This window comes from Thauera humireducens (assembly GCF_001051995.2).
In the GTDB taxonomy this organism is placed as follows: domain Bacteria; phylum Pseudomonadota; class Gammaproteobacteria; order Burkholderiales; family Rhodocyclaceae; genus Thauera; species Thauera humireducens.
In genome coordinates this window covers 3005608-3030969 of sequence record NZ_CP014646.1, presented here as the reverse complement: position 1 = coordinate 3030969, position 25362 = coordinate 3005608, and the positions used below count along the sequence as shown (strand labels likewise).

18 protein-coding genes and 1 pseudogene are annotated in these 25362 nt (G+C 69.0%); 7 read left to right on the top strand and 12 right to left on the bottom strand.

The annotated features are described in order from the left end of the window. Positions 1-75: 75 nt before the first annotated feature. From AC731_RS14225 to AC731_RS14200, 6 genes are all read right to left on the bottom strand, one after another. Complete coding sequence (locus AC731_RS14225) at positions 76-1401, bottom strand: hemolysin family protein (RefSeq protein WP_004261793.1); 1326 nt, start codon at positions 1399-1401, stop codon at positions 76-78. 375 nt (positions 1402-1776) lie between these two features. Continuing rightward, positions 1777-3426: a DUF342 domain-containing protein gene (locus tag AC731_RS14220; RefSeq protein ID WP_048707023.1), complete on the bottom strand. Its 1650-nt coding sequence runs from the start codon at positions 3424-3426 to the stop codon at positions 1777-1779. A 66-nt stretch (positions 3427-3492) separates the two neighbouring features. Continuing rightward, complete coding sequence (locus AC731_RS14215; protein ID WP_048707021.1) at positions 3493-5424, bottom strand: B12-binding domain-containing radical SAM protein; 1932 nt, start codon at positions 5422-5424, stop codon at positions 3493-3495. A 42-nt stretch (positions 5425-5466) separates the two neighbouring features. Beyond that, positions 5467-6975 (bottom strand): AMP nucleosidase, encoded by a 1509-nt coding sequence (locus tag AC731_RS14210; protein WP_048707020.1) that lies wholly within the window; start codon positions 6973-6975, stop codon positions 5467-5469. Positions 6976-7054: 79 nt separating this feature from the next. Further along, a complete protein-coding gene (locus AC731_RS14205) occupies positions 7055-7579 on the bottom strand; it encodes an LEA/WHy family protein (RefSeq protein WP_048707018.1) in 525 nt (174 codons plus the stop codon). Positions 7580-7725: 146 nt separating this feature from the next. After that, positions 7726-8325 carry a DUF924 family protein gene (locus AC731_RS14200; protein WP_048707017.1) on the bottom strand — a complete coding sequence of 200 codons (600 nt, stop codon included), beginning with the start codon at positions 8323-8325 and terminating at the stop codon, positions 7726-7728. Positions 8326-8408: 83 nt separating this feature from the next. On the opposite strand from AC731_RS14200, the gene AC731_RS14195 reads away from it, so the two are divergent. Further along, entirely contained in the window at positions 8409-10205 is a 1797-nt protein-coding gene (locus AC731_RS14195) for an ABC transporter transmembrane domain-containing protein (RefSeq protein WP_048707016.1), read from the top strand. Between the two features lie 310 nt (positions 10206-10515). After that, positions 10516-12966, top strand: a complete 2451-nt coding sequence (locus tag AC731_RS14190; protein WP_048707014.1) for an EAL domain-containing protein — start codon at positions 10516-10518, stop codon at positions 12964-12966. Between the two features lie 35 nt (positions 12967-13001). On the opposite strand, the gene AC731_RS14185 is transcribed toward AC731_RS14190, so the two are convergent. From AC731_RS14185 to leuA, 5 genes and pseudogenes are all read right to left on the bottom strand, one after another. Next, on the bottom strand, positions 13002-14216 hold the full coding sequence (locus AC731_RS14185) for an MFS transporter (RefSeq protein ID WP_048707012.1): 1215 nt from the start codon (positions 14214-14216) through the stop codon (positions 13002-13004). A gap of 82 nt (positions 14217-14298) precedes the next feature. Further along, complete coding sequence (locus AC731_RS20275) at positions 14299-14736, bottom strand: GGDEF domain-containing protein (RefSeq protein WP_237266642.1); 438 nt, start codon at positions 14734-14736, stop codon at positions 14299-14301. Between the two features lie 111 nt (positions 14737-14847). Next, positions 14848-16083 (bottom strand): annotated as a pseudogene (locus tag AC731_RS14175) (transporter substrate-binding domain-containing protein); the annotation flags it as partial. A 19-nt stretch (positions 16084-16102) separates the two neighbouring features. Next, positions 16103-16414, bottom strand: coding sequence for a DUF3025 domain-containing protein (locus tag AC731_RS20270; protein WP_237266641.1), 312 nt, complete (start codon positions 16412-16414; stop codon positions 16103-16105). Between the two features lie 285 nt (positions 16415-16699). Then, positions 16700-18412, bottom strand: coding sequence for a 2-isopropylmalate synthase (leuA, locus tag AC731_RS14170; RefSeq protein ID WP_048707010.1), 1713 nt, complete (start codon positions 18410-18412; stop codon positions 16700-16702). Between the two features lie 170 nt (positions 18413-18582). On the opposite strand from leuA, the gene AC731_RS14165 reads away from it, so the two are divergent. Further along, positions 18583-19050 (top strand): Lrp/AsnC family transcriptional regulator, encoded by a 468-nt coding sequence (locus AC731_RS14165; protein ID WP_205626598.1) that lies wholly within the window; start codon positions 18583-18585, stop codon positions 19048-19050. 71 nt (positions 19051-19121) lie between these two features. Here AC731_RS14165 and AC731_RS14160 read toward each other — a convergent pair whose 3' ends face one another. Beyond that, entirely contained in the window at positions 19122-19949 is an 828-nt protein-coding gene (locus AC731_RS14160) for an ABC transporter substrate-binding protein (protein ID WP_004261835.1), read from the bottom strand. Between the two features lie 108 nt (positions 19950-20057). On the opposite strand from AC731_RS14160, the gene AC731_RS14155 reads away from it, so the two are divergent. The 4 genes from AC731_RS14155 (at position 20058) to AC731_RS14140 (ending at position 25359) form a co-directional block, all read left to right on the top strand. After that, positions 20058-21152: a substrate-binding domain-containing protein gene (locus AC731_RS14155; RefSeq protein WP_048707007.1), complete on the top strand. Its 1095-nt coding sequence runs from the start codon at positions 20058-20060 to the stop codon at positions 21150-21152. Positions 21153-21229: 77 nt separating this feature from the next. Further along, positions 21230-22201 carry a TAXI family TRAP transporter solute-binding subunit gene (locus AC731_RS14150; RefSeq protein ID WP_048707006.1) on the top strand — a complete coding sequence of 324 codons (972 nt, stop codon included), beginning with the start codon at positions 21230-21232 and terminating at the stop codon, positions 22199-22201. A gap of 190 nt (positions 22202-22391) precedes the next feature. Then, positions 22392-23174, top strand: a complete 783-nt coding sequence (locus AC731_RS14145) for an enoyl-CoA hydratase/isomerase family protein (RefSeq protein ID WP_048707005.1) — start codon at positions 22392-22394, stop codon at positions 23172-23174. A 1-nt stretch (position 23175) separates the two neighbouring features. Then, complete coding sequence (locus AC731_RS14140) at positions 23176-25359, top strand: acetate--CoA ligase family protein (protein ID WP_048707003.1); 2184 nt, start codon at positions 23176-23178, stop codon at positions 25357-25359. Positions 25360-25362 lie beyond the last annotated feature (3 nt).

Below are 25362 nucleotides of genomic sequence, written 5' to 3'. Positions count from 1 at the left end.
GGGTGGTGTGGGAGGGGAACGGTCAGGTAACCTGGCCGCCCCTATCCCGATCTTGCGCCGGTCGTGGCGAACGGCTCAGGCGCCGGGCTCGCTGCCTTCCGGGGTTTCCTCGCCGCTGGGTTCGGGCACCCGGCTGGCGAGCACCTTGTCGATGCGCTTGCCGTCGAGGTCGACCACCTCGAAGCGCCAGTCCTCCCACACCGCGATGTCGCCGGTGCTCGGCAGGCGGCCGAGCAGCCACATCATCATGCCGGACAGGGTGTGGTAGCGCCCCTTGTCCTCCTCCGGCACGGCCTTCATGTCGAGGCGGTCCTTCAGTTCGAGGATGGGAATCAGGCCGTCTAGCAGCCAGGAGCCGTCCTCGCGCTGCACCGCCCAGGCTTCCTCGGCGTTTTCGGTCTGGAACTCGCCGGTCACCGACTCGAGCAGGTCGTGCAGCGTGACCATGCCCAGCACCTCGCCGTACTCGTCGATGACGAACACCATGTGCGTGCTGGAGGCGCGGAACTGGTCGAGCAGCTCCATGCCGGTGAGCGACTCGGGCACGTAGACCGGTGCCTGCAGGGCTTCGGTCAGGTCGACCTCGGCACCGCGCAGGGTCTGGTTGAAGAGCTGCTTGGAACTGATGATGCCGAGGATCTCCTCGAGGCCGCCGCGACACACCGGGAAGCGCGAGTGGGCGGAATCCGCCATCAGCGCCAGGTTCTCGTCGAGCGGACGGTTCACGTCGAGCCACACGATGTCCGAGCGCGGCACCATCAGCGAGCCGAGCTGACGCTCGTCGAGGCGGAACACGTTGCGCACCATCTCGTGCTCGCTCTTCTCGATGATGCCGGCCTCCGAGCCTTCGTCGAGCATGGCGCGGATCTCCTCCTCGGTCACGCTCGGGCCCCCGGTCTCGCGCTGGCCCATCACCCGCAGCAGCAGCGCGGTGGAGCTCGACAGCAGATGGACGAAGGGGCGCGAGGCGATCGACAGCATGTTCATCGGTCGCGCGACCAGGCGTGCGATGCCTTCCGGGTTGATCTGGCCGATGCGCTTGGGCACCAGCTCGCCGATCACGATCGACACGTAGGTGATGACCACCACGACCAGCACGGTCGAGCCGATCTCGCTGACGCGCTGCTCGACGCCGAGCGACTGCAGCCAGTGCGCGAGCGGCCCGGCCAGCGCGGCCTCGCCGACGATACCGTTGAGGATGCCGATCGAGGTGATGCCGATCTGGATCGTCGACAGGAAGCGGGTGGGCTCCTCGCCGAGCTTGACGGCCACCGCCGCTGCGTTGTCGCCATCCTCGGCGAGTTTGGCCAGCCGTGCGCGGCGTGCGGTCACGAGCGCGATTTCCGACATGGCGAACAGGCCATTCAGGATGATGAGGGCGATGAGTACGAATATTTCCATGGGGGCAGTTTTCGGCAGGGCTCAGGCGTGCGCACGCCCCAGCGGGCCGGCAGGTGCGGTGCGCATGGGCGTGGGCGACAGGTGTTCAGCGCGCACGGCAAGGTGCGTGCGCGGGGATCGCATCAGGGAAAGGGTGTGCGCACGGAAGGCACGCACAGGAAACACGCCGGCAGAGCGGGCCGCCGGCGGTGGGGGCGGGCAAGATCGCCCCGGCGAGTCGGCATCCGCATCGGGCGAGGATTCATCCTCGGCGCGGACCGGCTCGGTGGTGTTCGACAAGGAGCAACGACTCATAGCGCGGAGTCAATTTTTTGACCCCGCCTGACCCTTGATTTGTTTGAGGAAAAATAATCATGCCGCAAGCGCCCGGAATTGTCACCTTTCGTTGCCGGGCGCGCCTTCGTCCTCGAGGGCGAAAACGCCGAGTCCGTGCTCGGCCAGACGCACCGTGCTCGGCCCCCGGTGGCCCTGGATCGCGAGCCGGGCTTCGCCCATCGACACGACCACGCCTTCATGCATGGCCTGGTCGGCGGAGACGCGCGCCTGCCTTGCCAGGTCGAGCAGGTAACGGACCGCGTCCTCGTTCTCGCGCAGCGATTCGACCTCGGACGACAGCGTCTTCGCCGTCTGCTGGGCACGATCGCGCATCTCGGTCGGGATGCGGCCGGGCTGGCGGTCTGACAGGGTGAGGACCTTGCCGATCTCGAGCAGCTGGTTTTCCTTGCCGTCGCGCAGTTGCACCATGTCCCGCAGGGCGCCCGACAGCGTGTTGTCGGGGCCGATCTCGAGCTCGGTACGGATGCGGTTCGGGGCCCCGATCACGCGGGCCTGGATCGACAAGGTGGCGTGCAGTACCCCGCCGATGACATGGCCGCGGCGGCGGTTGCCGATGCGGATGTGGTTCTTCGCACGTAACGTGCATTGCATGGCCAGGTCGTCGATGAAGATCGAGTCGCCTGCCTCGATGCGGGCCTGCTGCGCATAGGTCGCCGAGAAGCTGCCGTCGCAGTGGATGCGATGGTTTGCGCTGTCCTTCTTGTTGCTGGCACCGAGCACACCGCTCTTGACCACGATGTTGCCGCCGGCATCCAGCGTCGCCGGCTCGACTACGCCGCCGATCTCGATGTCGCCGCTGGCTTCGATGCGCATGCCGGCCTTGACGTCGCCGCGCACTTTCACCGTGCCGTCGAACCGGATGTTGCCGGTCGTCATGTCGACGGTATCGACCGTGTAGACCGGCTCGACCATCATGCCGCCGCGCACCCGTACCGGCTGGCCATCGCTGGCGGCGACCAGCAGGTCGGGGTCCTCGGCCTGCGCACGCACGCCGCGCAGGCCGCTGGCGAAGCGCTGGTCACGGCCTGGGGTGGGCGGGATCGGGCGGCCGGTCACGTCGAGGCCGGGCGTGCCGGCGGTGGGCGGGTGGCGCCGCATCAGCGCGTCGCCTTCACGGACGACCTGGATCTCGCCGAGGTCGCGGTAATCCGTGCGACCGCTGGGGCGGATGTTGGGCACGCGGGCGCGCGTCTCCGGCAACAGGTATTCGAGCCTGCCGTCCTCGCCGTCGACCGGTTCGCGTCCGCGCGCGATCACCACCTCCTGCGCAACGCCGGCGGCGATCGCGCGGTTGATCTCCTCGACCCGCACGCCTTCGTAGATGCCGCGGCCGGCGAGCTGCTCGAGCACGTCGTCCTTGGTGACGGCACGGCCGCCCTCGGCCGGGGTGATCGTGAGCCGCGCCTCCATGCTGTCGGGCGAGGTCGTGATCTGCAGCGCACCATCGACCGCATCCGCGATCTCCAGGTCGATCACCCTGCCGCCGGCGTTGTACTGGGTGATCAGGGTCGTGACCGCGTTCGTGCGCAGCTTGAACTTCGCATAGCCTGCATCCTCGAGCCGGTCGTGCAGCCACAGGGGGTCGATGCTGGGCACGAGGCTGCCGGGCGACAGGCTCGCCCGCAGCGTCTGCGTTGCCGCATCGAATGCGAATCTCAGGTCCGGTGCAGGCGGAAGCGGGGTGTCCATCCGGGTGGGGCCGTGTCGGCCCGGTTGCTTCTAAGGCCTGCAGTATAGGAGGCCGGACGCGTGGCGTTAATCGTGCACCGCCGCATGCAGGGCGCGGGCGATGAAGTGCCTGGCGACCCGCGGTCGCGGCACGCGCTCGTCGAACCACTCGCGCACGTCGGCTTCCAGGCCGATGCCGTGCATGTAGTTGTACAGCGCCTTGTTCAGCGCCCGCCCGAGGCGGTCATGGTCGACGCCGGTGGGATCGATGAAGCCGACATCGTTCTTGGCGAAGCTCACCTGCGGCAGCGGCAGCAGTTCGACGCCGTACTCCTCCGGGTGCCGGCCCACCGGTGAATGCACGGTGCACGCGAAGCGATGGAAGAAGCCGGACTGGATGCAGCCGGCTGCGAAGAGCTGGCGCACGTACTCGAGCGCATCGACCGTGTCATGCACGGTCTGCGTCGGGAAGCCGTACATCAGGTAGGCATGGACCAGCACTCCGGCCTCGGTGAAGGCGTGGGTGACGCGCGCCACCTGTTCCACCGACACGCCCTTCTTCATCAGCTTGAGCAGACGGTCGGAGGCCACTTCCAGCCCGCCCGACACCGCGATGCAGCCGCTGTCGGCCAGCAGCTGGCAGACCTCGGGGGTGAAGGACTTCTCGAAGCGGATGTTGCCCCACCACGAGATCGCCACGCCCCGGCGCAGCAGCTCCTCGGCCAGCGCCTTCAGCGCCTTGGGCGGAGCGGCCTCGTCGACGAAGTGAAAGCCGGTCTGCCCGGTCTCGGCGATGATGGCCTCGATGCGGTCGACCAGCAGGGCGGCCGGGGCGCCGTCGTAGCGGCCGATGTAGTCGAGGCTGACGTCGCAGAAGCTGCACTTCTTCCAGTAGCAGCCGTGCGCGACGGTGAGCTTGTTCCAGCGTCCGTCGGACCACAGCCGGTGCATGGGGTTGAGCATGTCGAGCACCGACAGGTAGCCGTCCAGCGGCAGGCCGTCCCAGGTCGGGGTGCCGACCTCGGCGAAGGGCACGTCGGGCTCGACCAGGTTGATGTAGCGCACGGCCCGCGTTTCGGCGTCGCGCACGAAGGTCCGCACCAGGCGTGATCGGCCGCGCCTGCCCTGCAGGTGCTCGAGCAGCGCCAGCAGCGGACGCTCGCCGTCGTCCAGCGTGACGTAGTCGAAGTAGTCGAACACGCGCGGCTCGGCCAGCTCGCGCAGCTCGGTGTTGACGAAGCCGCCACCGAGCACGGTGACGATGTCCGGGTGCGCGGCCTTGATCGCCTGCGCGATGCGGAAGGCGCCATACACCGAGCCGGGGAAGGGCGTGGACACCAGCACGAGCTGCGGTGCGTGACGGGCGATGGCCTCGAGGGTGAGTTCGCGCAGGGTGTCGTCGACCAGGGTGGGCGGCGCGGCGAGTGCGGTGGCGAGCGGTTCGAAGGTCGGCTGGCTCATCGCCAGCGTCTCGGCGTAGCGCACGAACTCGAAGCGGGCATCGACCGCCTCGCGCAGGATGTCGGCGAGCTCGTTGAGGTACAGCGTCGCCAGGTGGCGCGCGCGATCGGCCAGCCCGAGGGCGCCGAAAGCCCAGCCCAGCGGGTCGCCGCCGTCCGGGTCGCTGGGGTCGACGTAGGCGTCGACCGCGTCGAAGCGCGGCCCCTCGGGCAGGAAGGTCCGGCTGGCGATGCGATGGGCGATGGTCGGGTCGCGCCCTTGCAGGAAGGCGATGGTCGGGCCGATGGTGAAGCGGTAGCGCGCGAAGTGCTCGATGAAGCCCTGCACCAGCGGCGTACGCTGCGCGCGCGGCAGCGCCTCGGCGCGGGCGCGGATGTGGTCCAGCCCGGCGGGCGACAGCAGGCGCAGCACCAGCTTCAGCGCCAGGTCCTCCTGTACCGCATCGATACCGCGCGAGCGCAGGAAGCCGGTGAGGTAGGCGGTGGACGGGTAGGGCGTGTTGAGCTGCGTCATCGGCGGGATGACGGAGAGCACGCGGATCGGGCGGGCGGCGGACATGGCGGGTCTTTCTGGCGAAGGGGCGCGAGGATGCCGCAGACGTTACTGGAACGCCACCTCGGCGAAGCTGCGCAGCTTGCGGCTGTGCAGGCGGTCGATGCCCTGTTCGCGCAGGCGCTCGAGGGCGCGGATGCCGATGCGCAGGTGCTGGTCGACACGCTCGCGGTAGAACTGGTTGGCCATGCCCGGCAGCTTGATCTCGCCGTGCAGCGGCTTGTCGCTGATGCACAGCAGGGTGCCGTAGGGCACGCGGAAGCGGAAGCCGTTGGCGGCGATCGTGGCCGATTCCATGTCCAGCGCGACCGCGCGGCTCTGGCTGAAGCGGCGTTCCGGGCTGCTGGCCATGCCATGCGAGGGCAGCAGCTCCCAGTTGCGGTTGTCGGTGCTGGCGACGGTGCCGGTGCGCAGCACGCGTTTCAGCTCGTAGCCGGACAGCTGCGTGATCTCCTCCACCGCGGCCTCCAGCGCCACCTGCACCTCGGCCAGCGCCGGGATCGGCACCCACAGCGGCAGCTCCTCGTCGAGCACGTGGTCCTCGCGCACGTAGCCGTGGGCGAGCACGTAGTCGCCCAGGTGCTGGCTGTTGCGCAGGCCGGCGCAGTGGCCGAGCATCAGCCACGCGTGCGGGCGCAGCACCGCGATGTGGTCGGTGATGGTCTTGGCGTTGGCCGGGCCGACACCGATATTGACCATGGTGATGCCGCTGCGGTCGCCGCGCACCAGGTGATAGGCCGGCATCTGCGGCAGGCGTGGCGGCACGGTGCCCCGCGCGTCGCGCGCCTCCGGCGGCAGGCCGGTGCGGCGGGTGAGGACGTCGCCGGGCTCGACGAAGGCCTCGTAGCCGTGGCCGGAGGCGCCGTCGGCCATCAGCTCGTGGCCGAGCTTGATGAACTCGTCGATGTAGAACTGGTAGTTGGTGAACAGGATGAAGTTCTGGAAGTGCTCGGGCCGGGTGCCGGTGTAGTGGCGCAGGCGGTGCAGCGAGTAATCGACCCGCGGCGCGGTGAACAGCGCCAGCGGATGCGGCTCGCCCGGGCCTGGCTCGAAGGTGCCGTTGGCGATGCCGTCGTCCATGGCGCCGAGGTCGGGCAGGTCGAAGCGGTCGCGCAGCAGCAGGCGGCGGTCGGGGCCGAGCTGGCCTTCGAGGTGGTCGTCCTCGGCCAGCGCGAAATGCACCGGGATGGGCTGCGTGCTGGTCCCCACTTCCAGTGGCACGCCGTGGTTCTGCAGCAGCAGGCGGAACTGCTCGCGGTAGTAGTCGGCGAACAGGTCGGGCCGCGTCAGCGTGGTCTCGAACACGCCTGGGCCGGCGACGAAGCCGTAGGACAGGCGCGAGTCCGCCCGCGCCACGGTGTCGGTGCGCACCCGCACCAGCGGATAGCAGGCGCGCACATGGCGGCCGATGTCGCCGCCGGCCACGTAGCGCTGCAGCGCGTCGCGCAGGTGGTCGACGCTGGTGGCGTGGATCTCGCGCACGCGTTCGAGCGCGGCGGCGGCATCGTCGAAGTGGGCGGGGGCGAAGAAGGGGGCGGTATTCACGGACGGGGGCATGGGTCTTGGCCGGGGCAGGAGCGACGGGGGGCGGCGAATGGGGTGAGTGGGGTAAATGCGTGCAGGGGGGCCGGGCGGCTCAGCGCGGCGTCTTCAGCCCGTCGGGCAGGCTCAGCGTGCCCTTGTCCGAGAAGCGCACGCCGCCCAGCACGCCGCCGGCCAGCCGGCCGCGCAGGGTGTAGGGGACGTTGTCGACGGCCTTTCCGTCCATCACGCCGAGCGCCTGGCGCACCACGGCGACCGCCGACACCGACACCGGAATGCTGACCAGGGCCTCGCCGAAACGCGGCACGCTGCCGCGCTGGTCGCTGACGCCGGTGGCGAAGGGCTTGTCGTTGAGATCGAGCTCGAGCGCCAGGCCGTCGAACTCGATCGCGGTCTCGTTGGGGTTCTGCACCCGCAGCTTCACTGCGAAGCGCATTTCCATGCCCTGTCCGGGCAGCGGCTCGAGGCCGACGACGTTGATGCGCACCGGCTCGCGGTGGATCAGGCTGGCGCAGCCGGCCAGCGACAGCGCGCACAGCAGCAGCACCGCCTGCAGCAGCACCGCCTGCAGCAGTGTGCGCGATTGCGCGAAAAGGCGGGAACGGGAGGTCGTGTGCATGAGGCGCGCTCCGGTCGGGTAAGGTCTGGCGCCATTGTAGACGGCTGCGCGTGGCCGCCCTCCGCCCTGCCGATGAAAGTTACATGCGCACGGACCGCGACCCGCGGCCGGGGGCGGTGTCCTCAGGCGTCAGGCGCGACCGTGGTTCAGAAGGATGAGCCCGGCTGCTGCAGGAAGGCCGTTTCGTCCTCGCGGGCCTCGCGGCCGAGCGCGGCATTGCGGTGGGGGAAGCGCCCGAATCGCTCGATGATGGCGAGGTGGCGGCGGGCGTAGTCGAGATAGCCATCGAAGCTGGGCCGGTGTGGCGCCGGCACGCTGGCGGCGAGGCGGTCAAAGAGCCGTACGGCCTCGCGCTGGTCGCCGAGATCTTCCGAATGCTCCAGCGGCAGGTAGACGAAGACGCGCTCCACGGCACGCAGTTCGTTGTCCAGGCCCAGCCGCAGGGTGTCCTTCGCCCAGCGCAGGGCCAGTACGTCGAAGGCGAAGGCCGCCGCCTCGCCGCGCCAGATGTTGCGCGGGAACTGGTCGGTCAGCAGGATCAGCGCCAGCCGGCCGCGGACGTCCGCCAGCCAGCCGTCCAGCTCGCCGCGTGCCGCGCGCGCGACCCAGGGCGCGAAGCGCCGCCGGATCTCCGCATCGACGTCGGCCTGCTTGCGCCACCACAGGGCGGACTGGCGGGCGATCACCGCGTCGTCGTCGGGGTGCGTACCGAACCAGAAGGCGTGGATCGTGTCCGGTGTTTCCATGCGGGGCTCCAGGGTCGAGGGGACTCTGTCGAAGCATAGTCCAGGCTGAGGGCGCACGGCCCGCCGGTGGACGATAATCGGGCATGCGCCGCCAAAGCCCCGATCGCCCCCCTCCGCCCCGCCCCTTGTCCGCCCTACGTGGCCTGACGCCCTTCCTGCGCCCCTACCGCGCGCGCATCGCACTGGCCTTCGTGCTGCTGTGCCTGGCGTCGGCGACCATCCTGGTGGTGCCGCTGGCCTTCCGCGACTTGCTCGACTCCGGTTTCGGCAGCGGCGTGAAGGCGGGCGGCGGCCTGTTCGGCACGGCCAGCCTCGACGGCCAGTTCCTCGGCCTGTTCGCGCTGGCGGCCCTGTGGGCGCTGACGGTGGCGGCGCGCTACTACACCGTGTCGTGGGTGGGCGAGCGGGTGACGGCCGACCTGCGCAGCGCGGTGTATGCGCGCGTGCTCGGCCAGTCGCCGCAGTTCTTCGAGACCTTGCAGACCGGCGAAGTGCTGTCGCGGCTGACGGGCGACACGACGCTGATCCAGACCGTGGTCGGCAGCTCGGTGTCGATGGGCCTGCGCAGCCTGTTCCAGTTCGTCGGTGGCATGGTGATGCTGGCGGTGACCAGCGTGCAGCTGTTCGGCCTCATCTTCGGGCTGATGGCCTTGCTGGCGCTGCCCATCGTCGCCATCGGCCGCCGCGTGCGCAGGCTGTCGCGCGAATCGCAGGACCGCATCGCCGACGCCTCGGCGCTGGCGGGCGAGATCCTCAACGCGATGCCGACGGTGCAGGCCTTCACCCAGGAGCGCAACGAGGCACAACGTTTCGCCGAGCGCAGCGAAACCAGCTTCCGCACGGCCGTGCGCCGCACGCGGGTCCGCGCGCTGCTGACCGCGCTGGTCATCGGTGCGGTGATGGGCACGATCATCTTCGTGCTGTGGATCGGTGCGCAGCAGGTGCAGGCCGGACGCCTGAGCGTGGGCGAGCTGGGCGCCTTCGTGCTGTACGCGGCGCTGGTCGCCGGCGGCGCGGGCACGCTGGCCGAGGTGTGGGGCGACGTGATGCGCGCCGGGGGGGCGACCGAGCGCCTGCTGGAGCTGCTGCATGCCGAGCCCGCCATCCGCGAGCCGGCCGTGCCGCAGCCGCCGCTGCGCGCGGCGCAGGTGGGCATCGCCTTCGACCACGTCGTCTTTTCCTACCCGGCGCGGCCCACCGTGCGGGCGCTGGACGATGTCTGCCTCGAAATCGCGCCGGGCGAGCGTGTCGCCCTGGTGGGGCCCTCGGGCGCGGGCAAGACCACGCTGTTCCAGCTGCTGCTGCGCTACTACGAGGTCTCGGGCGGCTGCATCCGTCTCAACGGCCAGGACATCCGCGCGTTGGCGTTGCACGAACTGCGCGGCGACATCGCCATCGTGCCGCAGGACCCGGTGATCTTCTCCGCCAGCGCGCTGGAAAACATCCGCTACGGCCGTCCGGACGCGCGCGACGACGAAGTGGTCGCCGCCGCGCGTGCGGCGGCGGCCGACGAGTTCATCGCCCGCCTGCCGGAGGGCTATGCGACCTTCCTCGGCGAGCGCGGCACCCGGCTGTCCGGCGGGCAGCGTCAGCGCATCGCGATCGCGCGCGCCATCCTGAAGGGGGCGCATGTGCTGCTGCTCGACGAAGCGACCAGCGCCCTCGACGCCGAGTCCGAGATCCTCGTGCAGCAGGGCCTGGCCGCTGCGATGCAGGGCCGCACCACGCTGATCATCGCCCACCGCCTGGCCACGGTGCAGCAGGTGGACCGGATCGTGGTGATGGAGGAAGGCCGCATCGTCGAGACCGGCACGCCAGCCGACCTGCGCCTGCGCGGCGGCCTGTATTCGCGGCTCGCGGATTTGCAACTGTCATCGTGACGGAGCGCACAAGTGCGCTGCACTGCAGCTTGCCTTGGCTAACCGCAGGCGGAATCATCGCGTCATAGATTTTTCTTCTTGACCTGTGGTGCATGCAGCCTCCATCCCTTCCCGATGACGAGTCGCAGCGCCTCGATGCCCTGTGCGCCTGCCGAACCTCGGGACGGTCGGCAGGGACGGACGTGAGCGCCTTGTGGATGAATTCATTTCCAGGGCCCGCGACATTGGGGAATACTGGAACATGATGGTCCGGCCTTCCGCACGCTGACCAGGCGCCTTGCGGCACATGCATCGCTCACGGAGCTCACCGATGGAAGCGCCCTCTCCCGCACCCGCGCAGGTCCTGCTGATAGAGGACGAGGCGGGCGATGTCGAACTGATCCGCTGGCAGCTGCTGGATGCCTTGCATGAGCACTTCGTCATCCACGTTGCCGATTCGCTGCGCGCGGCGGAGGTGCTGCTGGCCGGCGGCGGCTTTCAGCCCGATGTGGTGTTGCTGGACCTGAACCTGCCGGACTCGTTCGGCCCCGCGACCGTGGAGCGCTGCCGCGCGTTGACCGAGGCGCCGATCGTGGTGCTGGCCGGCCTCGACGACCCAGCAACGACCAGCCTCGCGATTGCCTTGGGCGCGGACGATTATCTTCCCAAGGGCGGGGACAGCGAGGCGCTGCGGCGCTCGATCCGCTATGCCCAGCTGCGCCACCGCCGCGACGCCGATGCGCGTCTGGCGGCGACGGTGTTCGCGCATTCGCGCGAGGGCATCATCGTGACCGACGTGCAGGGCCGCATCATCGAGGTCAACGAAGCCTTCACGCGCATCACCGGCTACACGCGCGATGAGGTGCTCGGGCGTGAGGCCAGCCTGCTCAAGTCCGACCGCCACGGCCCGGAGTTCCACGCCGCGCTGTGGCAGAGCCTGCTGGAGAAAGGTCACTGGTACGGCGAGGTGTGGAACCGGCGCAAGGGCGGCGAGCTGTTCGCCGAGCTGCTCACCGTGAGCGCGGTGCGCGACGCGCGCGGCGAGATCCGGCATTTCGTCGGCCTGTTCTCCGACATCACGCTGCAGAAGGAGCACGAGCGCCAGCTCGAGCACATCGCGCATTACGACGCGCTGACCGCGCTGCCCAACCGCGTCCTGTTCGCCGACCGCCTGCACCAGGCCATGGCGCGCGCCCGGCGTGGCGACCAGCGGCTCGCGGTGGTGTATATCGACCTCGATGGCTTCAAGACGATCAATGACACCCAGGGGCACGACGCCGGCGACCAGCTGCTGATGACCCTGGCAGGCCGGATGCGCAAGGTGATGCGTGACTGCGACACACTGGCGCGCCTGGGTGGCGACGAGTTCGTGGCCGTGCTGGGCGATCTGCCCGATGCCGACAGCTGCCGGCCGCTGGTGCGGCGCCTGCTGGCCACCGTGGCCGAGCCGGTGGAGGTGGGTAGCCATTCGCTCCAGGTGTCGGGCAGCATCGGGGTCACGCTCTACCCGCAGCGTGAGGAAGTCGAGCCCGACCAGCTGCTGCGCCAGGCCGACCAGGCGATGTATCAGGCCAAGCTCGCCGGCAAGGACCGCTATCACCTTTTCGACACCGATCACGACCACGACCTGCGCAGCCACCACGAAAGCCTGGAACGCATCCGCTACGGACTGGTGCGGGGCGAGTTCGTGCTGTACTACCAGCCCAAGGTCAACATGCATTCCGGCGAGCTGATCGGGGTCGAGGCGCTGATCCGCTGGCAGCACCCGGAACAGGGCCTGCTGTCGCCCGACTGCTTCCTGCCGGTGATCGAGCATCATCCCCTCGGCATCCAGCTCGGCGAATGGGTCATCGAGGCCGCACTGGGGCAGGTTGCCGCGTGGCAGGCGGAGGGCTTGCGCGTGCCGGTCAGCGTCAATATCGCCGCCAATCACCTGCAGCGGGCGGATTTCGCAGAGCGTCTCTACCTGCTGCTGTCGCTGCATCCCGGGATCACGCCCGACATGCTGCAGCTCGAGGTCCTGGAAAGCAGCGCGCTGGCCGACATGAACCACGTCGCCGAGACCATGGCCACGTGCACGCGCATGGGCGTCGGCTTCTCGCTCGATGATTTCGGCACCGGGTATTCATCCCTCAGCTACCTGAAGCGGCTGCCGGCGGCGGAGTTGAAGATCGACCGCAGCTTCGTGCGCGACATGCAGCACGATGCCGACGACCTGGCCATCCTCGATGGCGTGCTCGGCCTGGCGCGCGCCTTCCGCCGCCGTGCCGTGGCCGAAGGCGTCGAGACCGAGGCGCACGGCGAGCTGCTGCTGCGGCTCGGTTGCGAATACGCCCAGGGTTACGGCATTGCGCGGCCGATGCCGCCGGAGTCCCTGCCGGGCTGGGCCGCGAGCTGGCGACCCCCGGAGAGCTGGACCCGCCAGCGCCGCCTCGGGCCGGACGCGATGCCGCTGCTGTATGCCACGGTCGAACACCGCGGCTGGATCCTTGCCATCGAGGAATGCCTCTCGGGCGAGCGCGCCGCGCCACCGGCGCTCGACCCCCACGAGTGTGCCTTCGGTCGCTGGCTCGACAGCGTGCTGGCCAATCCCCACGAGCTGGGGAGCGAGCGACTGACCGAACTCGACCAGCTCCACCAGAAGGTCCATGCGCTGGCCATCGAGTTGCTGCGCCTGCACCGCGGCGATCGCAGGGACGAGGCACATGCCGGCCTGGCGCGGCTGAACGCTTTGCGCGACCAGACCCTCGTTGCCATGGAGACGTTCCTCAAGGCCCTGTAGGCACGCTACGCGCTCGCTCGCAGGCCGCGCCCGCTTCAGGCCGTGGCCAGCTTGCGTTCGACGGGCGCCTCGCGGATCGGCAGGTTGATGACGGCGGCCAGCGCAGCCAGCGCCATGTCGGCGTACCACATCCAGCTGAAGTCGCCGAACTCGACCACCGCCAGTCCGCCCAGCCAGGCACCGAGGAAGCCGCCGGTCTGGTGCGACAGCAGCGTCAGCCCGAACAGCGTGCCGAGGTAGCGCACGCCGAACAGCTTGCCGACGATGGCGGCGGTGGGTGGCACCGTCGCCAGCCAGGTGAATCCCAGGCCGGCGGCGAAGAGGTAGAAGGTCCATTCCGACGACGGCATCATCAGGTACCAGCCCACCAGCAGCGCGCGCGAGCCGTACATGGCGGCCAGCACGTACTTGCTGCGGTAGCGCCCGACGCAGGCGCCGGCGTACAGGCTGCCGAAGATGTTGGCCAGGCCGATGATCGCCAGCGACCAGCTCGCCACCGTGGGGGGCAGCCCGCACAGCGCCACCTCGCCCGGCAGGTGGGTGACGAGAAAGGCGATGTGGAAGCCGCAGGTGAAGAAGCCCAGGTGCAGCAGCAGGTAGCTGCGGTCCTTCATCGCGTCGCGGATCGCGCGCATCACGCCATGGTCGGTCTCGGCGTGGTGGACCGGTTTCTCCACCGGCCGCGTCAGGCGGCGGATCAGCGGCAGCGCGGCCAGCGTCATCAGCGCCATGCCCCACATCGCACCCATCCAGCCCACGGTCTGGATCAGCTTCTGCAGGATCGGCGCGAACAGGAACTGGCCGAAGGAGCCGCCGGCATTGATCACGCCCGAGGCCGTGCCGCGCGCCTCGGGCGGCATGCGCTGCGCGGCGGCGCCGATCAGTACCGAGAAGCTGGCCGCGCCCGAACCCATTGCCGACATCAGCCCGATCGTCACGACCAGGCCGAGGCCGGAATCCATGAAGGGCGTGATGGCGCTGCCCAGCGCCAGCAGCAGCAGGGCGCCGACCAGCACCGGGCCGGCGCCGTGGCGGTCCGCGACCGCGCCGGCCACCGGCTGGATCGCCCCCCAGGCGAACTGCGCCACCGCCATCGCCAGGCTGATGGTGGCGATGCCGAGGCCGGTGGCGGTGTTGAGCGGGCTGACGAAGAGGCCCATCGACTGGCGGGCGCCCATCGTCACCAGCAGGATGCCAGCCGCGGCCAGCGTGGTGATCAGGACGTCGGGGGAGCGGAGCGAGCGGAACATGGGAATCGGGAAAACGGGGAGGTGCGCGGTGGGCGGACTATACGTGCAAATGCCCGCCCCGTCGTGAGGGGGCGGGTGCCCCCTAGACTGCGTGCTGGCGCTTGTCGGCGTACATCGCACCGTCGGCGGTGCGCATCAGCTCGCTTGCCGTGTCTCCGTCCCGCGGGTAGAGGGCGAGACCGATGCTGGCCGAGATCGTGATGCGGTGGCCGTCGATCTCGAACGGGCTTGCGATCGCAGTCCGCAGCTTGGCGGCGATCAGGCCGGCGTCCTGGGTCTCGGCGAGGACGGGCAGCAGCACCACGAACTCGTCGCCACCGATGCGGGCCGCGGTGTCCGAATGGCGCAGCGTGCCGCGCAGCCGCTTCGCCACCGCCTGCAGCAGTGCGTCGCCGGTGTCGTGGCCGTAGCGGTCGTTGACCGGCTTGAAGCCGTCGAGGTCGATGAACAGCATGGCCAGCGAGGTGCCATTGCGCTGCGCACTCGCCAGCGCACGCTCGAGCCGGTCCTGCAGCAGCACGCGGTTGGGCAGACCGGTGAGCGGGTCGTGGTGCGCGAGGTGGCGGATGCTGTCCTCGGCCGCCTTGCGCGCGGTGATGTCGTTGACGATGTTCAGCGTCGCCGGCCTGCCGTTCCAGTTGATGCGGACGCCGCTGGTCTCCGCCCACAGCATGCGGCCCGACTTGCGCATCAGGCGCAGCGGGTAGCGTTGCTCGGTCTCCTCGCCGGCCAGCCGTCGTTGGTGGTTCGTGCGTGCGCGTGGCAGATCCTCGGGTGCGATCAGCGCGTCGAAGGCATCCAACTACGCCAGCTCCTCGCCGCTGTAGCCCAGCAGTTCGGAGAACGCCGGGTTGGCGTAGATCACGCGGCCGTCCTGCACGACGAGGATGCCTTCCTGCGCCATCTCGACCACCGAGCGGTAGTGCTGCTCGCTGTCCTTCAGCGCGCGTTCGGCCTGTTCGCGCGCGACGATGTCCTGGCGCAGCCGTTCACCGAGGTCGGCCAGCCGCCGGTTGAGGCGCCCCAGGTGGCGGATCCACAGGTAGGCCAGCAGCAGCACGACGGCGAAGCCGGCGACCACCTCGGCGACCAGCGTGTAATCGGTGCGTGCGGGCATGTCGATCGCGACGTGGCGATTGACGATCTCGTCGATCTCTTCCGGGGTGAGCGTGGCGATGGCGGCGTCCAGTGCGCGCACGAGCTCGGTCTTGCCGCCGCTGACGCCGATGCGCATGCGGTTGCCGAAGTCCGGCAACTCGCCCGCGATCTTGAGGTTGAACCAGCCCTCGTGCTTGATCGTGTAGGCCGCCACCGTCAGCGCGCGCAGTGTCAGGTCGGCCTCGCGCGCCTCGACCATGCCGAAGGCCTCGATCTCCGAGCCGACGGGCAGGATGCGGAGGTGCGGGAAGTCGTGGCCGATGCGCTCCATGATCGAGGTCGCGGTCGGCAGGGCCACGGTCGTGCCTTTGGGCAGTGCCGCGAGATCGGGGATGGCGGCGTGCTCGGCGTGCGTGATGATGACGTTGCGGTCGAAGAAGTAGGGCTGGGTGAAACGCAACCAGGTGTCGCGCTCGGGCGTCTGGTTGAGGAAGGACAGTGCGTCGCACCGGCCCGTCCGCGCCAGCGACACGCTTTCGTCCCAGGTGCTGGTGCGCACGATCTGCAGGTTCAGCCCGGCGCGCTTGGCGATGAGGCGCACGAGGTCGGCGGCGATGCCGCGGTGGCGCCCGGTCTCGTCCAGCCATTCGTAGGGCGGCCAGTCGGGGTCGACGCACAGGCGCACGGTGGCGACCGGCCCGACCGTATCGGCAAGCGCCAGCAGTGGGCCGCTCAGTAGGGCCAGCGTGGCCAGGGCGCGTCGCAACATGGGCAAGAAGTGCCTGTGATCAGGACCGCCGCAATGGGCGGAACTGGCGCGTGTCGCGGTAGTAGCCGGGGGATTCGCTGTCCGGCGTGACACCGGGAATGCCCAGCAGGGGAAGCGGCGAGAAGGCACGGGGGCTGATGCGGTGAGGGGGCTCGGTCAGATGGCGTTCGAGCCAGGCATCGGTGTCGGCGAGGCGGGTGGCTGCGTCCAGATTGTGCCAGTCAGGCGCAACCGGGCGATAGAGCGCCTTCGCACACAGACCGAGGAATGGTGCGCGCAGCTGGTCCCAGGTGCCGTGGCCGAAGACGAGGAAGCGTGTGCTGCCGCACAGCGTCTGCCGCCGCCGCTGCGCGTATCCGGCGCCACTTCCGCGAGCAGGGCGCCGAGTTCGGACGGGCTTGGCACGCCGGGCGCGGCAAAGCGCGCCAGCCAGGGCGCAACCGGTTCGAACAGCGGGCGTGCGGACAAGGACGCAGGGACGTCGTCGGGCAGATTCATCGGCGCGATCGTGCGCATCGCCTGCCGTGCTTGCGACAGGCGGGAAACGGTGCGCCGCACGAGGAAGAGCCGGCCACGCGGGCCGGCTCTTCGGTCGGGCGGGACGCCGCAGGGGGTGTCAGGCGGCGCATGCGGTCGGGGCAAGCTCGACCGCCGGACTCAGGCGGTTCACGCCGCTGATGATGGCGCGGATCGAGGCGGTGACGATGTTGCCGTCGATGCCCACGCCGTAGCGGTCGCCGCCGTTGCCCGCCGTCGGTGTCAGCTCGAGGAAGGCGCAGGCCTGGGCGTTGCCGCCGTCCGCGCTCGCCGTGATCGAGCGCTCCTCGAAGCTGCGCACCTGCACGTCGATGCCGGCGCTGCGCAAGGCGTGGACCGCGGCGTCGATCGGGCCGTTGCCCTCGCCGACGAGCAGGTGCCGGGTGCCGCCGATCTCGACGATGAGGCGGATGCCCTGCGCCGCGCCATGCTCGAAGAGGTGGTGCTCGACGTAGCGCACCGGCGCGACGCTGTCGAGGTAGGTGCGGCTGAACAGATCCCAGATCGCCGCCGCCGACATCTCGCCGCCGGTGGCATCGGTGACCTGCTGCACCTCGCGCGAGAACTCCACCTGCAGGCGGCGCGGCATGGCGATGCCGTACTCGGTTTCGAGCAGGTAGGCGATGCCGCCCTTGCCGGACTGGCTGTTGACCCGGATCACTGAGTCGTAGCTGCGCCCGACGTCGGCGGGGTCGATCGGGAGGTAGGGCACGTTCCACGGAGCGCCAGCCTTTTGAGCCGCGAATCCCTTCTTGATGGCGTCCTGGTGGGAGCCGGAGAAGGCCGTGAACACGAGATCCCCCACATAGGGGTGGCGTGGGTGGATGGGCAACTGGTTGCAGTACTCGACGGTGCGCGCGATGGCGTTGATGTCCGAGAAGTCGAGTCCGGGCGACACGCCCTGCGTGTACATGTTGAGCGCGAGGGTGACGATGTCGACGTTGCCGGTGCGCTCGCCGTTGCCGAAGAGGCAGCCCTCGACGCGGTCGGCGCCGGCCATCATCCCCAGCTCGGCAGCCGCAACGCCGCTGCCGCGGTCGTTGTGCGGGTGGAGCGAGAGCACGATGCTGTCGCGGCGGGCGAGATGGCGGTGCATCCACTCGACCTGGTCGGCGTACACGTTGGGCGTGGCGACCTCGACCGTGGCGGGGAGGTTGATGATGACCTTGTTGTCCGGCGTCGCGCCCCATTCGGCGGTGACCGCGTCGCAGACTTCCCTGGCGAAATCGAGCTCGGTGGCGGAGAAGGTCTCGGGGCTGTATTCGAGCGCGATCTCGGTGCCGCACTCGGCGCGCATCTGCTCGCCGATCTGCCTGATGAGGCGTACCGCTGAGACCGCGAGGGCCACCACCTGCGGCTTCTCCATGCCGAACACGACCTCGCGGAAGGTGGGCGAGGTGGCGTTATAGACATGCACGATCGCCCGCGGCGCCCCGCGCACGGATTCCATCGTGCGGCGGATGAGATCCTCGCGCGCCTGGGTGAGCACCTGGATGGTGACGTCCGCGGGGATGTGGCCGCCCTCGATGAGGGTGCGCACGAAGTCGAAGTCGGTCTGCGAGGCGGAGGGGAAGCCGACCTCGATCTCCTTGAAGCCGATGTCGCACACGGTGCGGAACATGCGCATCTTGCGCTCGACGTTCATCGGCTCGAACAGCGCCTGGTTGCCGTCGCGCAGGTCGGTGCTCATCCAGATCGGGGCGCGGTCGATGACCTTGTTCGGCCACTGGCGGTCGGCGAGTGCGATCGGGGCGAAGGGGCGGTACTTGGCGGCGGGGTTCTGCAACATCATGGCGCGGTCCTCGTGGGCATGGCGTGATTTGATGGACGAAAGTCTACGCCGGGTGTCGCGGCAGACGATTGCGTTGTTGCAGTGCGATGCGGCGATTTTGTGCAGAAACGTTCACATTTCAGTGTCGAAATGCAAGAATCTGCCGACTGGACAGAATAGAGCGCCCGATCATGCAACTCGACCGCTACGACCGCCAGCTCCTCGAGCTCTTGCAGCAGGACGGCCGCATCAGCAACCAGGACCTCGCCGACCGCATCAGCCTGTCGCCCTCGTCCTGCCTGCGCCGGCTGCGCGCGCTGGAGGACGCCGGCCTCATCGTCGGCTATCGCGCCCTGCTCGATGCGCGCAAGCTGGGCCTGTCGCTGATGGCCCTGATCCACATCTCGATGGACCGCCACACGCCGGAGCGTTTCGCGCACTTCGAGGGCGAGATCGCGAAGATCCCGCAGGTGCTCGAATGCCTGCTGATCACCGGGCAGGACGCCGACTACCAGCTGAAGGTCATCGTCGCCGACATGGATGGCTACCAGGAGTTGCTGCTCAACCGCATCACCCGCATTCCTGGCGTGACCGGGGTGCATTCGAGCTTCGTGCTGCGGCGGGTGATCGACAAGACGGCGCTGCCGGTCGGGGGGTGAGCGGCTGCGCAGAAACGCAACGGCCGCGGACATTGCCCGCGGCCGTTGCGTCGTTCAGCTGTCCGTCGCGCTTACTTGCCCGCGTTCGGGAAGAACAGCTGCTCGCCCTCGATCTTGTACGACGCGATTGCGTCCTGCCCCGCAGGTGACACCACCCATTCCACGAACTTGCGCGCCTCGGCCGTCTTCACATGCGGGTGGCGTTCCGGATTCACCACCATCACGCCGTACTGGTTGAAGAGGCGGGTGTCGCCCTCGACCAGCACCGCGAGATCGGCGCGGTTCTTGAAGCTGAGCCAGGTGCCGCGGTCGGCGAGCACGTAGGCGCCGGACGAGGCGGCCATGTTGAGTGCCGGGCCCATGCCGCAGCCGCACTCCTTGTAGCCCGTGCCCTTGTTGTCGACACCGGCGGCCTTCCAGTAGCGCAGCTCGGCGGCGTGCGTGCCGCTCTTGTCGCCGCGCGACACGAAATTGCCATTGCTGGCCGCCAGCTTCTGCAGCGCGGCGGTGATGTCCTTGCCGCGGGTGCCAGCCGGGTCGTCCTTGGGGCCGACCAGCACGAAGTCGTTGTACATGACCTTGCGGTGCTCGATGCCATGGCCTTCGTCGACGAATTTCTGCTCCGCCGCAGCGTCATGCACGAACACCACGTCCGCATCGCCGCGACGGCCGACGTCCAGCGCCTGGCCGGTTCCGAGCGCGACGACTTTCACATCGATGCCGGTGGCCTGCTTGAACTGCGGCAGAATGTGGCCGAACAGGCCGGATTGCTCGGTCGACGTGGTCGAGGCGACGACGATGGATTGCGCCTGGGCGGCCAGCGGCAACAGCGCCAGCGCGGTCGTGGCCGCGATACCGGCCAGATGCTTACGGGCGCGCGACAGGATGGAATGGTTCATGTGGAGCGTCTCCTCGGGACTTCGGGGCAGGGTGTCGCAAGGGCGAACTGCGCAATGCGATGCGGCCGAATCTAGGCAGGCGGCGCCACATCGGCAATATGAAGAGAAATGCATAGGATCAGCCTCAACTACACGCTGGGCACCGACATCGTGCCGGCCCTGGTGCGCAATCCCCTGCTCGACCTGCTGCAGGCGGTCAGCGACCAGGGCTCGATCTCGGCCGCGGCGCGCCAGCTCGGTCTCTCCTACCGTCACGTCTGGGGCGAGCTCAAGCGCTGGGACGCCGAATTCGGCCAGCCCCTGATCCTGTGGGAGAAGGGCCAGGCGGCGCGGTTGACCGACTTCGGCGCCAAGCTGCTGTGGGCCGAGCGCCAGGCGCAGGCGCGCCTGCTGCCGCAGATCGAGGCGCTGCGGGCCGACCTGGAGCGCGCCTTCGCCGTGGCCTTCGACGAATCCGCCCATGTGCTCACCTTCTACGCCAGCCACGACGAGGCGCTGACCCTGCTCAGCGAGCAGGCGCGCGGCCAGCGTCTGCATCTGGACATCCGCTTCACCGGCAGTGTCGATGCGATTCGCGCGCTCAACGAGGGGCGTTGCGAGATGGCCGGTTTCCATACCCGCATCGAGCCCGCACGCGGTTCGCTGTCGCAGCGCAGCTACAAGCCGCTGCTGCGCCCGGGCCGGCACAAGCTGATCGGTTTCGCGCGCCGCACGCAGGGCCTGATCGTGGCGCCCGGCAACCCGCTCGGCCTGCGTTCACTGCACGATCTGGCCGACCCTGACGTGCGTTTCGTCAACCGCGCGCTGGGCACCGGCACGCGGGTGCTGTTCGACGAACTGCTGGCCGATGCGGGCATCGCGCCCGGCGCGATCCGTGGCCACGGCTGGATCGAGCAATCGCATGCGGCGGTGGCGCACGCGGTGGCGACCGGCGCGGCGGACGCGGGTTTCGGCATCGAGGCCAGCGCGAACGCGCGGGGGCTGGATTTCGTGCCGGTCGTGGACGAGAACTACTTCCTCGCCTGTCTCAAGAGCAGCCTGGAGCACCCCGCGACCCAGGCGCTGCTCGCACTGCTGCGCACCGCGGAATGGCAGCGCCGGCTGGCCGCCCTGCCCGGCTACGTGCCGATGCGATGCGGCGAGGTGCTGTCGATGAGCCGAGTGCTGCCGTGGTGGCGCTTCCGCACGCCGGCGCCGAAGTGAATTTATATTTGTACGAACTTTTGTAGCGCGCTATGGTCCTTCTGAGGTCGATTCGGCCTCGTTCCCAAGGAGGAGCCATGAAGAAGAAACTCACCGCGTTCGCGGCAACGTTCGCCCTGATCGGCACGCTGGGCGCCACGCCCGTCCACGCGCAGCAGCAGTTCGTGACCATCGGTACCGGAGGCGTCACCGGCGTGTATTACGCGGCGGGCGGCGCGATCTGCCGCCTGGTGAACAAGGACCGCGCCCAGCACGGCGTGCGCTGTTCGGTGGAGAGCACCGGGGGCTCGGTCTACAACGTCAACACGATCAAGGCCGGCGAGCTCGATTTCGGCGTCGCGCAATCCGACGTCCAGTACAACGCCGTGAAGGGCGAGGCGCAGTTCAAGGATGGGGGCCCGGTCGGCGACCTGCGCGCGGTGTTCGCGCTGCACCCCGAGCCCCTCACCATCCTCGCGCGCAAGGAAGTCGGCGCGACGAAGATGGAGGACTTCAAGGGCAAGCGCTTCAACGTCGGCAATCCGGGATCGGGCCAGCGCGCGACGATGGAGATGTTGCTGCCGGCCCTGGGAATGAGCCGTGCCGACTTCTCGCTGGCGTCCGAGTTGCGGCCGGACGAGCATGGTGCCGCGCTGTGCGACAACAAGATCGACGGCTTCGCCTATACGGTCGGCCACCCGGCGGCGAATATCCAGGATCCGACCACGACTTGCGGCGCCAAGCTGGTGCCGCTGACCGGTGATGGCGTCGAGAAGCTGATCGCGCAGTATCCCTACTTCGCGCACGCCACCGTGCCCGGCGGCCTGTATGCGAACAACCCCGAGCCGACAAACACGTTCGGCGTGGTCGCGACCTTCGTCAGCTCGACGCGGGTCTCGGACGACATGGTCTACACGCTGGTGAAGGCCGTGTTCGACAACTTCGAGGAGTTCAGGAAGCTGCACCCGGCCTTCGCCAACCTCGAACCGCAGCAGATGATCAAGGAAGGCCTGTCGGCGCCGCTGCACGAGGGCGCGGTGAGGTACTACAAGGAGAAGGGCTGGATGTAAGCCCGTCGGATGCGGTCTGCGGAGCGGGCTGCACGGATTGCATCGGGACGGCGGCGGGCCACAGGCTTCCGCCGTCTCGCGCTTTGGCGGGCACGCTTCGCGGTCGGTACGGATGAGCCTGCGTGCGTAACGCGCTACCCTTACCGTTTGGCGTGTTGAAGCCCGAAGAACAATTCCCCGGGGAGTCGTGATGAATTACGAAACCATCCTGTACGAGCTGCGCGACGGCATCGCCGAGATCCGGCTGAACCGTCCGCAGCGTCTCAATGCCGTCACCCAGCAGCTGTACGACGAACTCAACGACGCGCTCACCCGCGCCGAGGCCGAGCGCGATGCGCGCGTCGTGCTCATCACCGGCGAAGGCCGCGCCTTCTGCGTCGGCGCAGACCTCAAGGAACACAAGGTCGGGCGTACCGCCTTCGACCGCCGTCAGTACCTGAAGGGCGAACAGGACGTCTGCCATCGCCTGCTGCACCTGAACAAGCCGGTCATCGCCGCGGTGAATGGCTTCGCACTGGGCGCCGGGGCGGAGGTCGCGATCGCCTCCGACTTCGTGCTGATGGCCGAGAGCGCGCAGATCGGCCTGCCGGAGGTGTCGATCGGGACCTTCCTCGGTGGCGGCGTGACCTGGCTGCTGCCCCGCCTGGTGGGGCTGGCCAAGGCGCGCGAGCTGGTCTTCCTCGGCGAGCGCATCAAGGGCGAGGAGGCGGTGCGCATCGGCCTGGCCACCCGCGTGTTCGCCGACGAGGGCTTCCTCGATGCGGCGCGCGAGTTCGCGCGCAAGCTGGCGGGCAAGGCGCCGTTCTCGATGGAACTGGCGAAGCAGCAGCTCAACCTGTCGGCCGAACGCACGCTGGACGCCTGCCTGACCGCGGAGCTGGAAGGCATGATGTTCGTCGGCACGACGCGCGACTGGCAGGAAGGCGTCGATGCCTTCGCCGAGAAGCGCGCGCCGGTCTTCAAGGGGGAATGACATGACTGCAGGCAGTACCGAATCCATGCCGGCCAGCCACAAGAGCCCGCTGCACGACTTCCTCGCGCCCGACTCGATCGCGATCATCGGCGCCTCCGCCGACCCCACCAAGCGCGGCTACAAGGCCATGGTCGGCCTCATCAAGGGCAACTACCGCGGCCGCATCTTTCCGCTCAACCCCAAGGTACCAGAGATCCTCGGCGTGCCCACCTACGCTTCGCTCGACGACATCCCCGGTCCGGTTGATCTGGCGCTGATCTGCACGCCGGCCGCGACCCTGCCCGGCCTGATGGCGGAGTGCGGACGCAAGGGCGTGAAAGGCGCGGTGATCCTCGCCAGCGGCTTCCGCGAGACCGGCCCCGAGGGCGCCAGGCTCGAGCAGCAGGTGCTGGATGCCGCGCGTGCCGGCGGTGTGCGCATCATCGGCCCCAATACCTCGGGTATGTTCAACCTGCACAAGAACGTGAACCTGCTCGACCTGCGCAACGTCAAGCCGGGCGACATCGGCTTCATCTCGCAGTCGGGCAACATGCTGCTGGCGCTGGTGCTGGAGGCCGAGCACAACGGCCACGTCGGCTTCTCGACCTACGTCGGCCCGGGTAACCAGACCGACATCGGCTTCAACGACTACCTGCGCTACCTCGGCGAGGACGAGCACACCCGCGTCGCCACCCTGTACGTCGAGGGGTTCCGCGACGGCCAGCGTTTCCTGCGGGCGGCACGCGAGATCACGCCGGTGAAGCCGGTGGTGGTCTACAAGTCGGGCGCGACGGAGCTCGGCAAGAAGGCGGCCAGCTCGCATACCGGTGCGCTGGCCGGCAGCTACGAGATGACGGTCGATGTGCTGAAACAGGTGGGCGTCAGCGTGGTGCGCCATTCCGACCAGATCCTGCCGGTGGCCGAAGGTCTGGCGCTGATGCAGCAGGCGCGCGGCAAGCGCGTGGCGGTGATCGCCGACGGCGGCGGGCAGGCCACGATCACCTCGGACCGCCTGTCCGACGCCGGGCTGGAGCTGGCGACCCTGTCGGAAGCGACCCGCAAGCGCCTGGCGGAGATCCTGTTCGCGCAGGCCTCGCTGGCGAACCCGATCGACGTCGCCGGCACGTCGGATGCCGATCCCGAGGTGCTGGCACGCTGCATGGAGATCGTGGCCGAGGACGACAGCGTCGACGCGGTCTTTCTCGTCGGCATGTTCGGCGGCTACCACACGCGCTTCGCCGAGTCCCTGCTGGGCGGCGAGATGCGCGCGGCCGAGGCGATGATCGAACTCGCCCGCCGCTGCGGCAAGCCGCTGGTCATCTACAGCCTGTACGCGCCGGTCAAGCCGCCGGCGCTGCGTCGCCTGCACGAGGCCGGGCTGCCGGTCTATGCGTCGATCGAGCACGCGGTGAAGGTACTGCAGGCCCTGGCCGAGCGCGGGCTCTACCTGCAGCGTCAGCACGGCCTGCCGCTGCAGGAGAGCGTGGCGCCGCGCGAGGACATGCTGGCGATGTTCGCCCGCGCCCAGAACGAAGGCCGCGACCTGTACGAGTTCGAGGCCAAGAGCCTGCTGCGCGCCCATGGCGTGGCGGTGGCCGAGGAATTCGTCGCCCACAATGCGGACGAGCTGGCGGCGGCTGCGGCGAAGTTCGGCGAGCAGCCGGTGGCGATGAAGGTGGTGTCGAAGGACATCCTGCACAAGTCCGACGCCGGCGGGGTCAAGCTCAATCTCGTCGGCGAGGCGGCGCTGCGCACGGCCTTCGATCAGATCATGACGAGCTGCCGGGCCTACGATGCCAATGCCGACATCCGCGGCGTGCTGGTGACGCCGATGGCGCGCAAGGGCGCCGAGGTCATCGTCGGCGTGGTGCGCGACCCGATCTTCGGTCCGGTGCTGATGTTCGGCCTGGGGGGCATCTTCGTCGAGATCCTGGAAGACGTCGCCTTCCGCGCGATTCCGCTGTCGCGCTTCGATGCCGAGGCCATGGTCGATCAGTTGAAGGGCCGCAAGATCCTCGCCGGCGTGCGCGGCGAGGCCGCGGTGGACAAGGCCGCGCTGGTCGAGTTGCTGCTGAAGGTGTCGAGCATCGTCAGCGCCTACCCGCAGCTGTCCGAACTCGATCTGAACCCGGTGATCGCGTATCCCGACGGCCTCGCCGTCGTCGATGCGCGCATCATCATCAACCGCGCCATGATGAGCGTCTAGGAG

What these genes read in the sequence shown, in the direction of transcription:
- AC731_RS14225 (WP_004261793.1), bottom strand. Translation starts at nt 1,401, where the DNA reads ATGGAAATATTCGTACTCATCGCCCTCATCATCCTGAATGGCCTGTTC.
- AC731_RS14220 (WP_048707023.1), bottom strand. Translation starts at nt 3,426, where the DNA reads ATGGACACCCCGCTTCCGCCTGCACCGGACCTGAGATTCGCATTCGAT.
- AC731_RS14215 (WP_048707021.1), bottom strand. Translation starts at nt 5,424, where the DNA reads ATGTCCGCCGCCCGCCCGATCCGCGTGCTCTCCGTCATCCCGCCGATG.
- AC731_RS14210 (WP_048707020.1), bottom strand. Translation starts at nt 6,975, where the DNA reads ATGCCCCCGTCCGTGAATACCGCCCCCTTCTTCGCCCCCGCCCACTTC.
- AC731_RS14205 (WP_048707018.1), bottom strand. Translation starts at nt 7,579, where the DNA reads ATGCACACGACCTCCCGTTCCCGCCTTTTCGCGCAATCGCGCACACTG.
- AC731_RS14200 (WP_048707017.1), bottom strand. Translation starts at nt 8,325, where the DNA reads ATGGAAACACCGGACACGATCCACGCCTTCTGGTTCGGTACGCACCCC.
- AC731_RS14195 (WP_048707016.1), top strand. Translation starts at nt 8,409, where the DNA reads ATGCGCCGCCAAAGCCCCGATCGCCCCCCTCCGCCCCGCCCCTTGTCC.
- AC731_RS14190 (WP_048707014.1), top strand. Translation starts at nt 10,516, where the DNA reads ATGGAAGCGCCCTCTCCCGCACCCGCGCAGGTCCTGCTGATAGAGGAC.
- AC731_RS14185 (WP_048707012.1), bottom strand. Translation starts at nt 14,216, where the DNA reads ATGTTCCGCTCGCTCCGCTCCCCCGACGTCCTGATCACCACGCTGGCC.
- leuA (WP_048707010.1), bottom strand. Translation starts at nt 18,412, where the DNA reads ATGATGTTGCAGAACCCCGCCGCCAAGTACCGCCCCTTCGCCCCGATC.
- AC731_RS14165 (WP_205626598.1), top strand. Translation starts at nt 18,583, where the DNA reads ATGCAACTCGACCGCTACGACCGCCAGCTCCTCGAGCTCTTGCAGCAG.
- AC731_RS14160 (WP_004261835.1), bottom strand. Translation starts at nt 19,949, where the DNA reads ATGAACCATTCCATCCTGTCGCGCGCCCGTAAGCATCTGGCCGGTATC.
- AC731_RS14155 (WP_048707007.1), top strand. Translation starts at nt 20,058, where the DNA reads ATGCATAGGATCAGCCTCAACTACACGCTGGGCACCGACATCGTGCCG.
- AC731_RS14150 (WP_048707006.1), top strand. Translation starts at nt 21,230, where the DNA reads ATGAAGAAGAAACTCACCGCGTTCGCGGCAACGTTCGCCCTGATCGGC.
- AC731_RS14145 (WP_048707005.1), top strand. Translation starts at nt 22,392, where the DNA reads ATGAATTACGAAACCATCCTGTACGAGCTGCGCGACGGCATCGCCGAG.
- AC731_RS14140 (WP_048707003.1), top strand. Translation starts at nt 23,176, where the DNA reads ATGACTGCAGGCAGTACCGAATCCATGCCGGCCAGCCACAAGAGCCCG.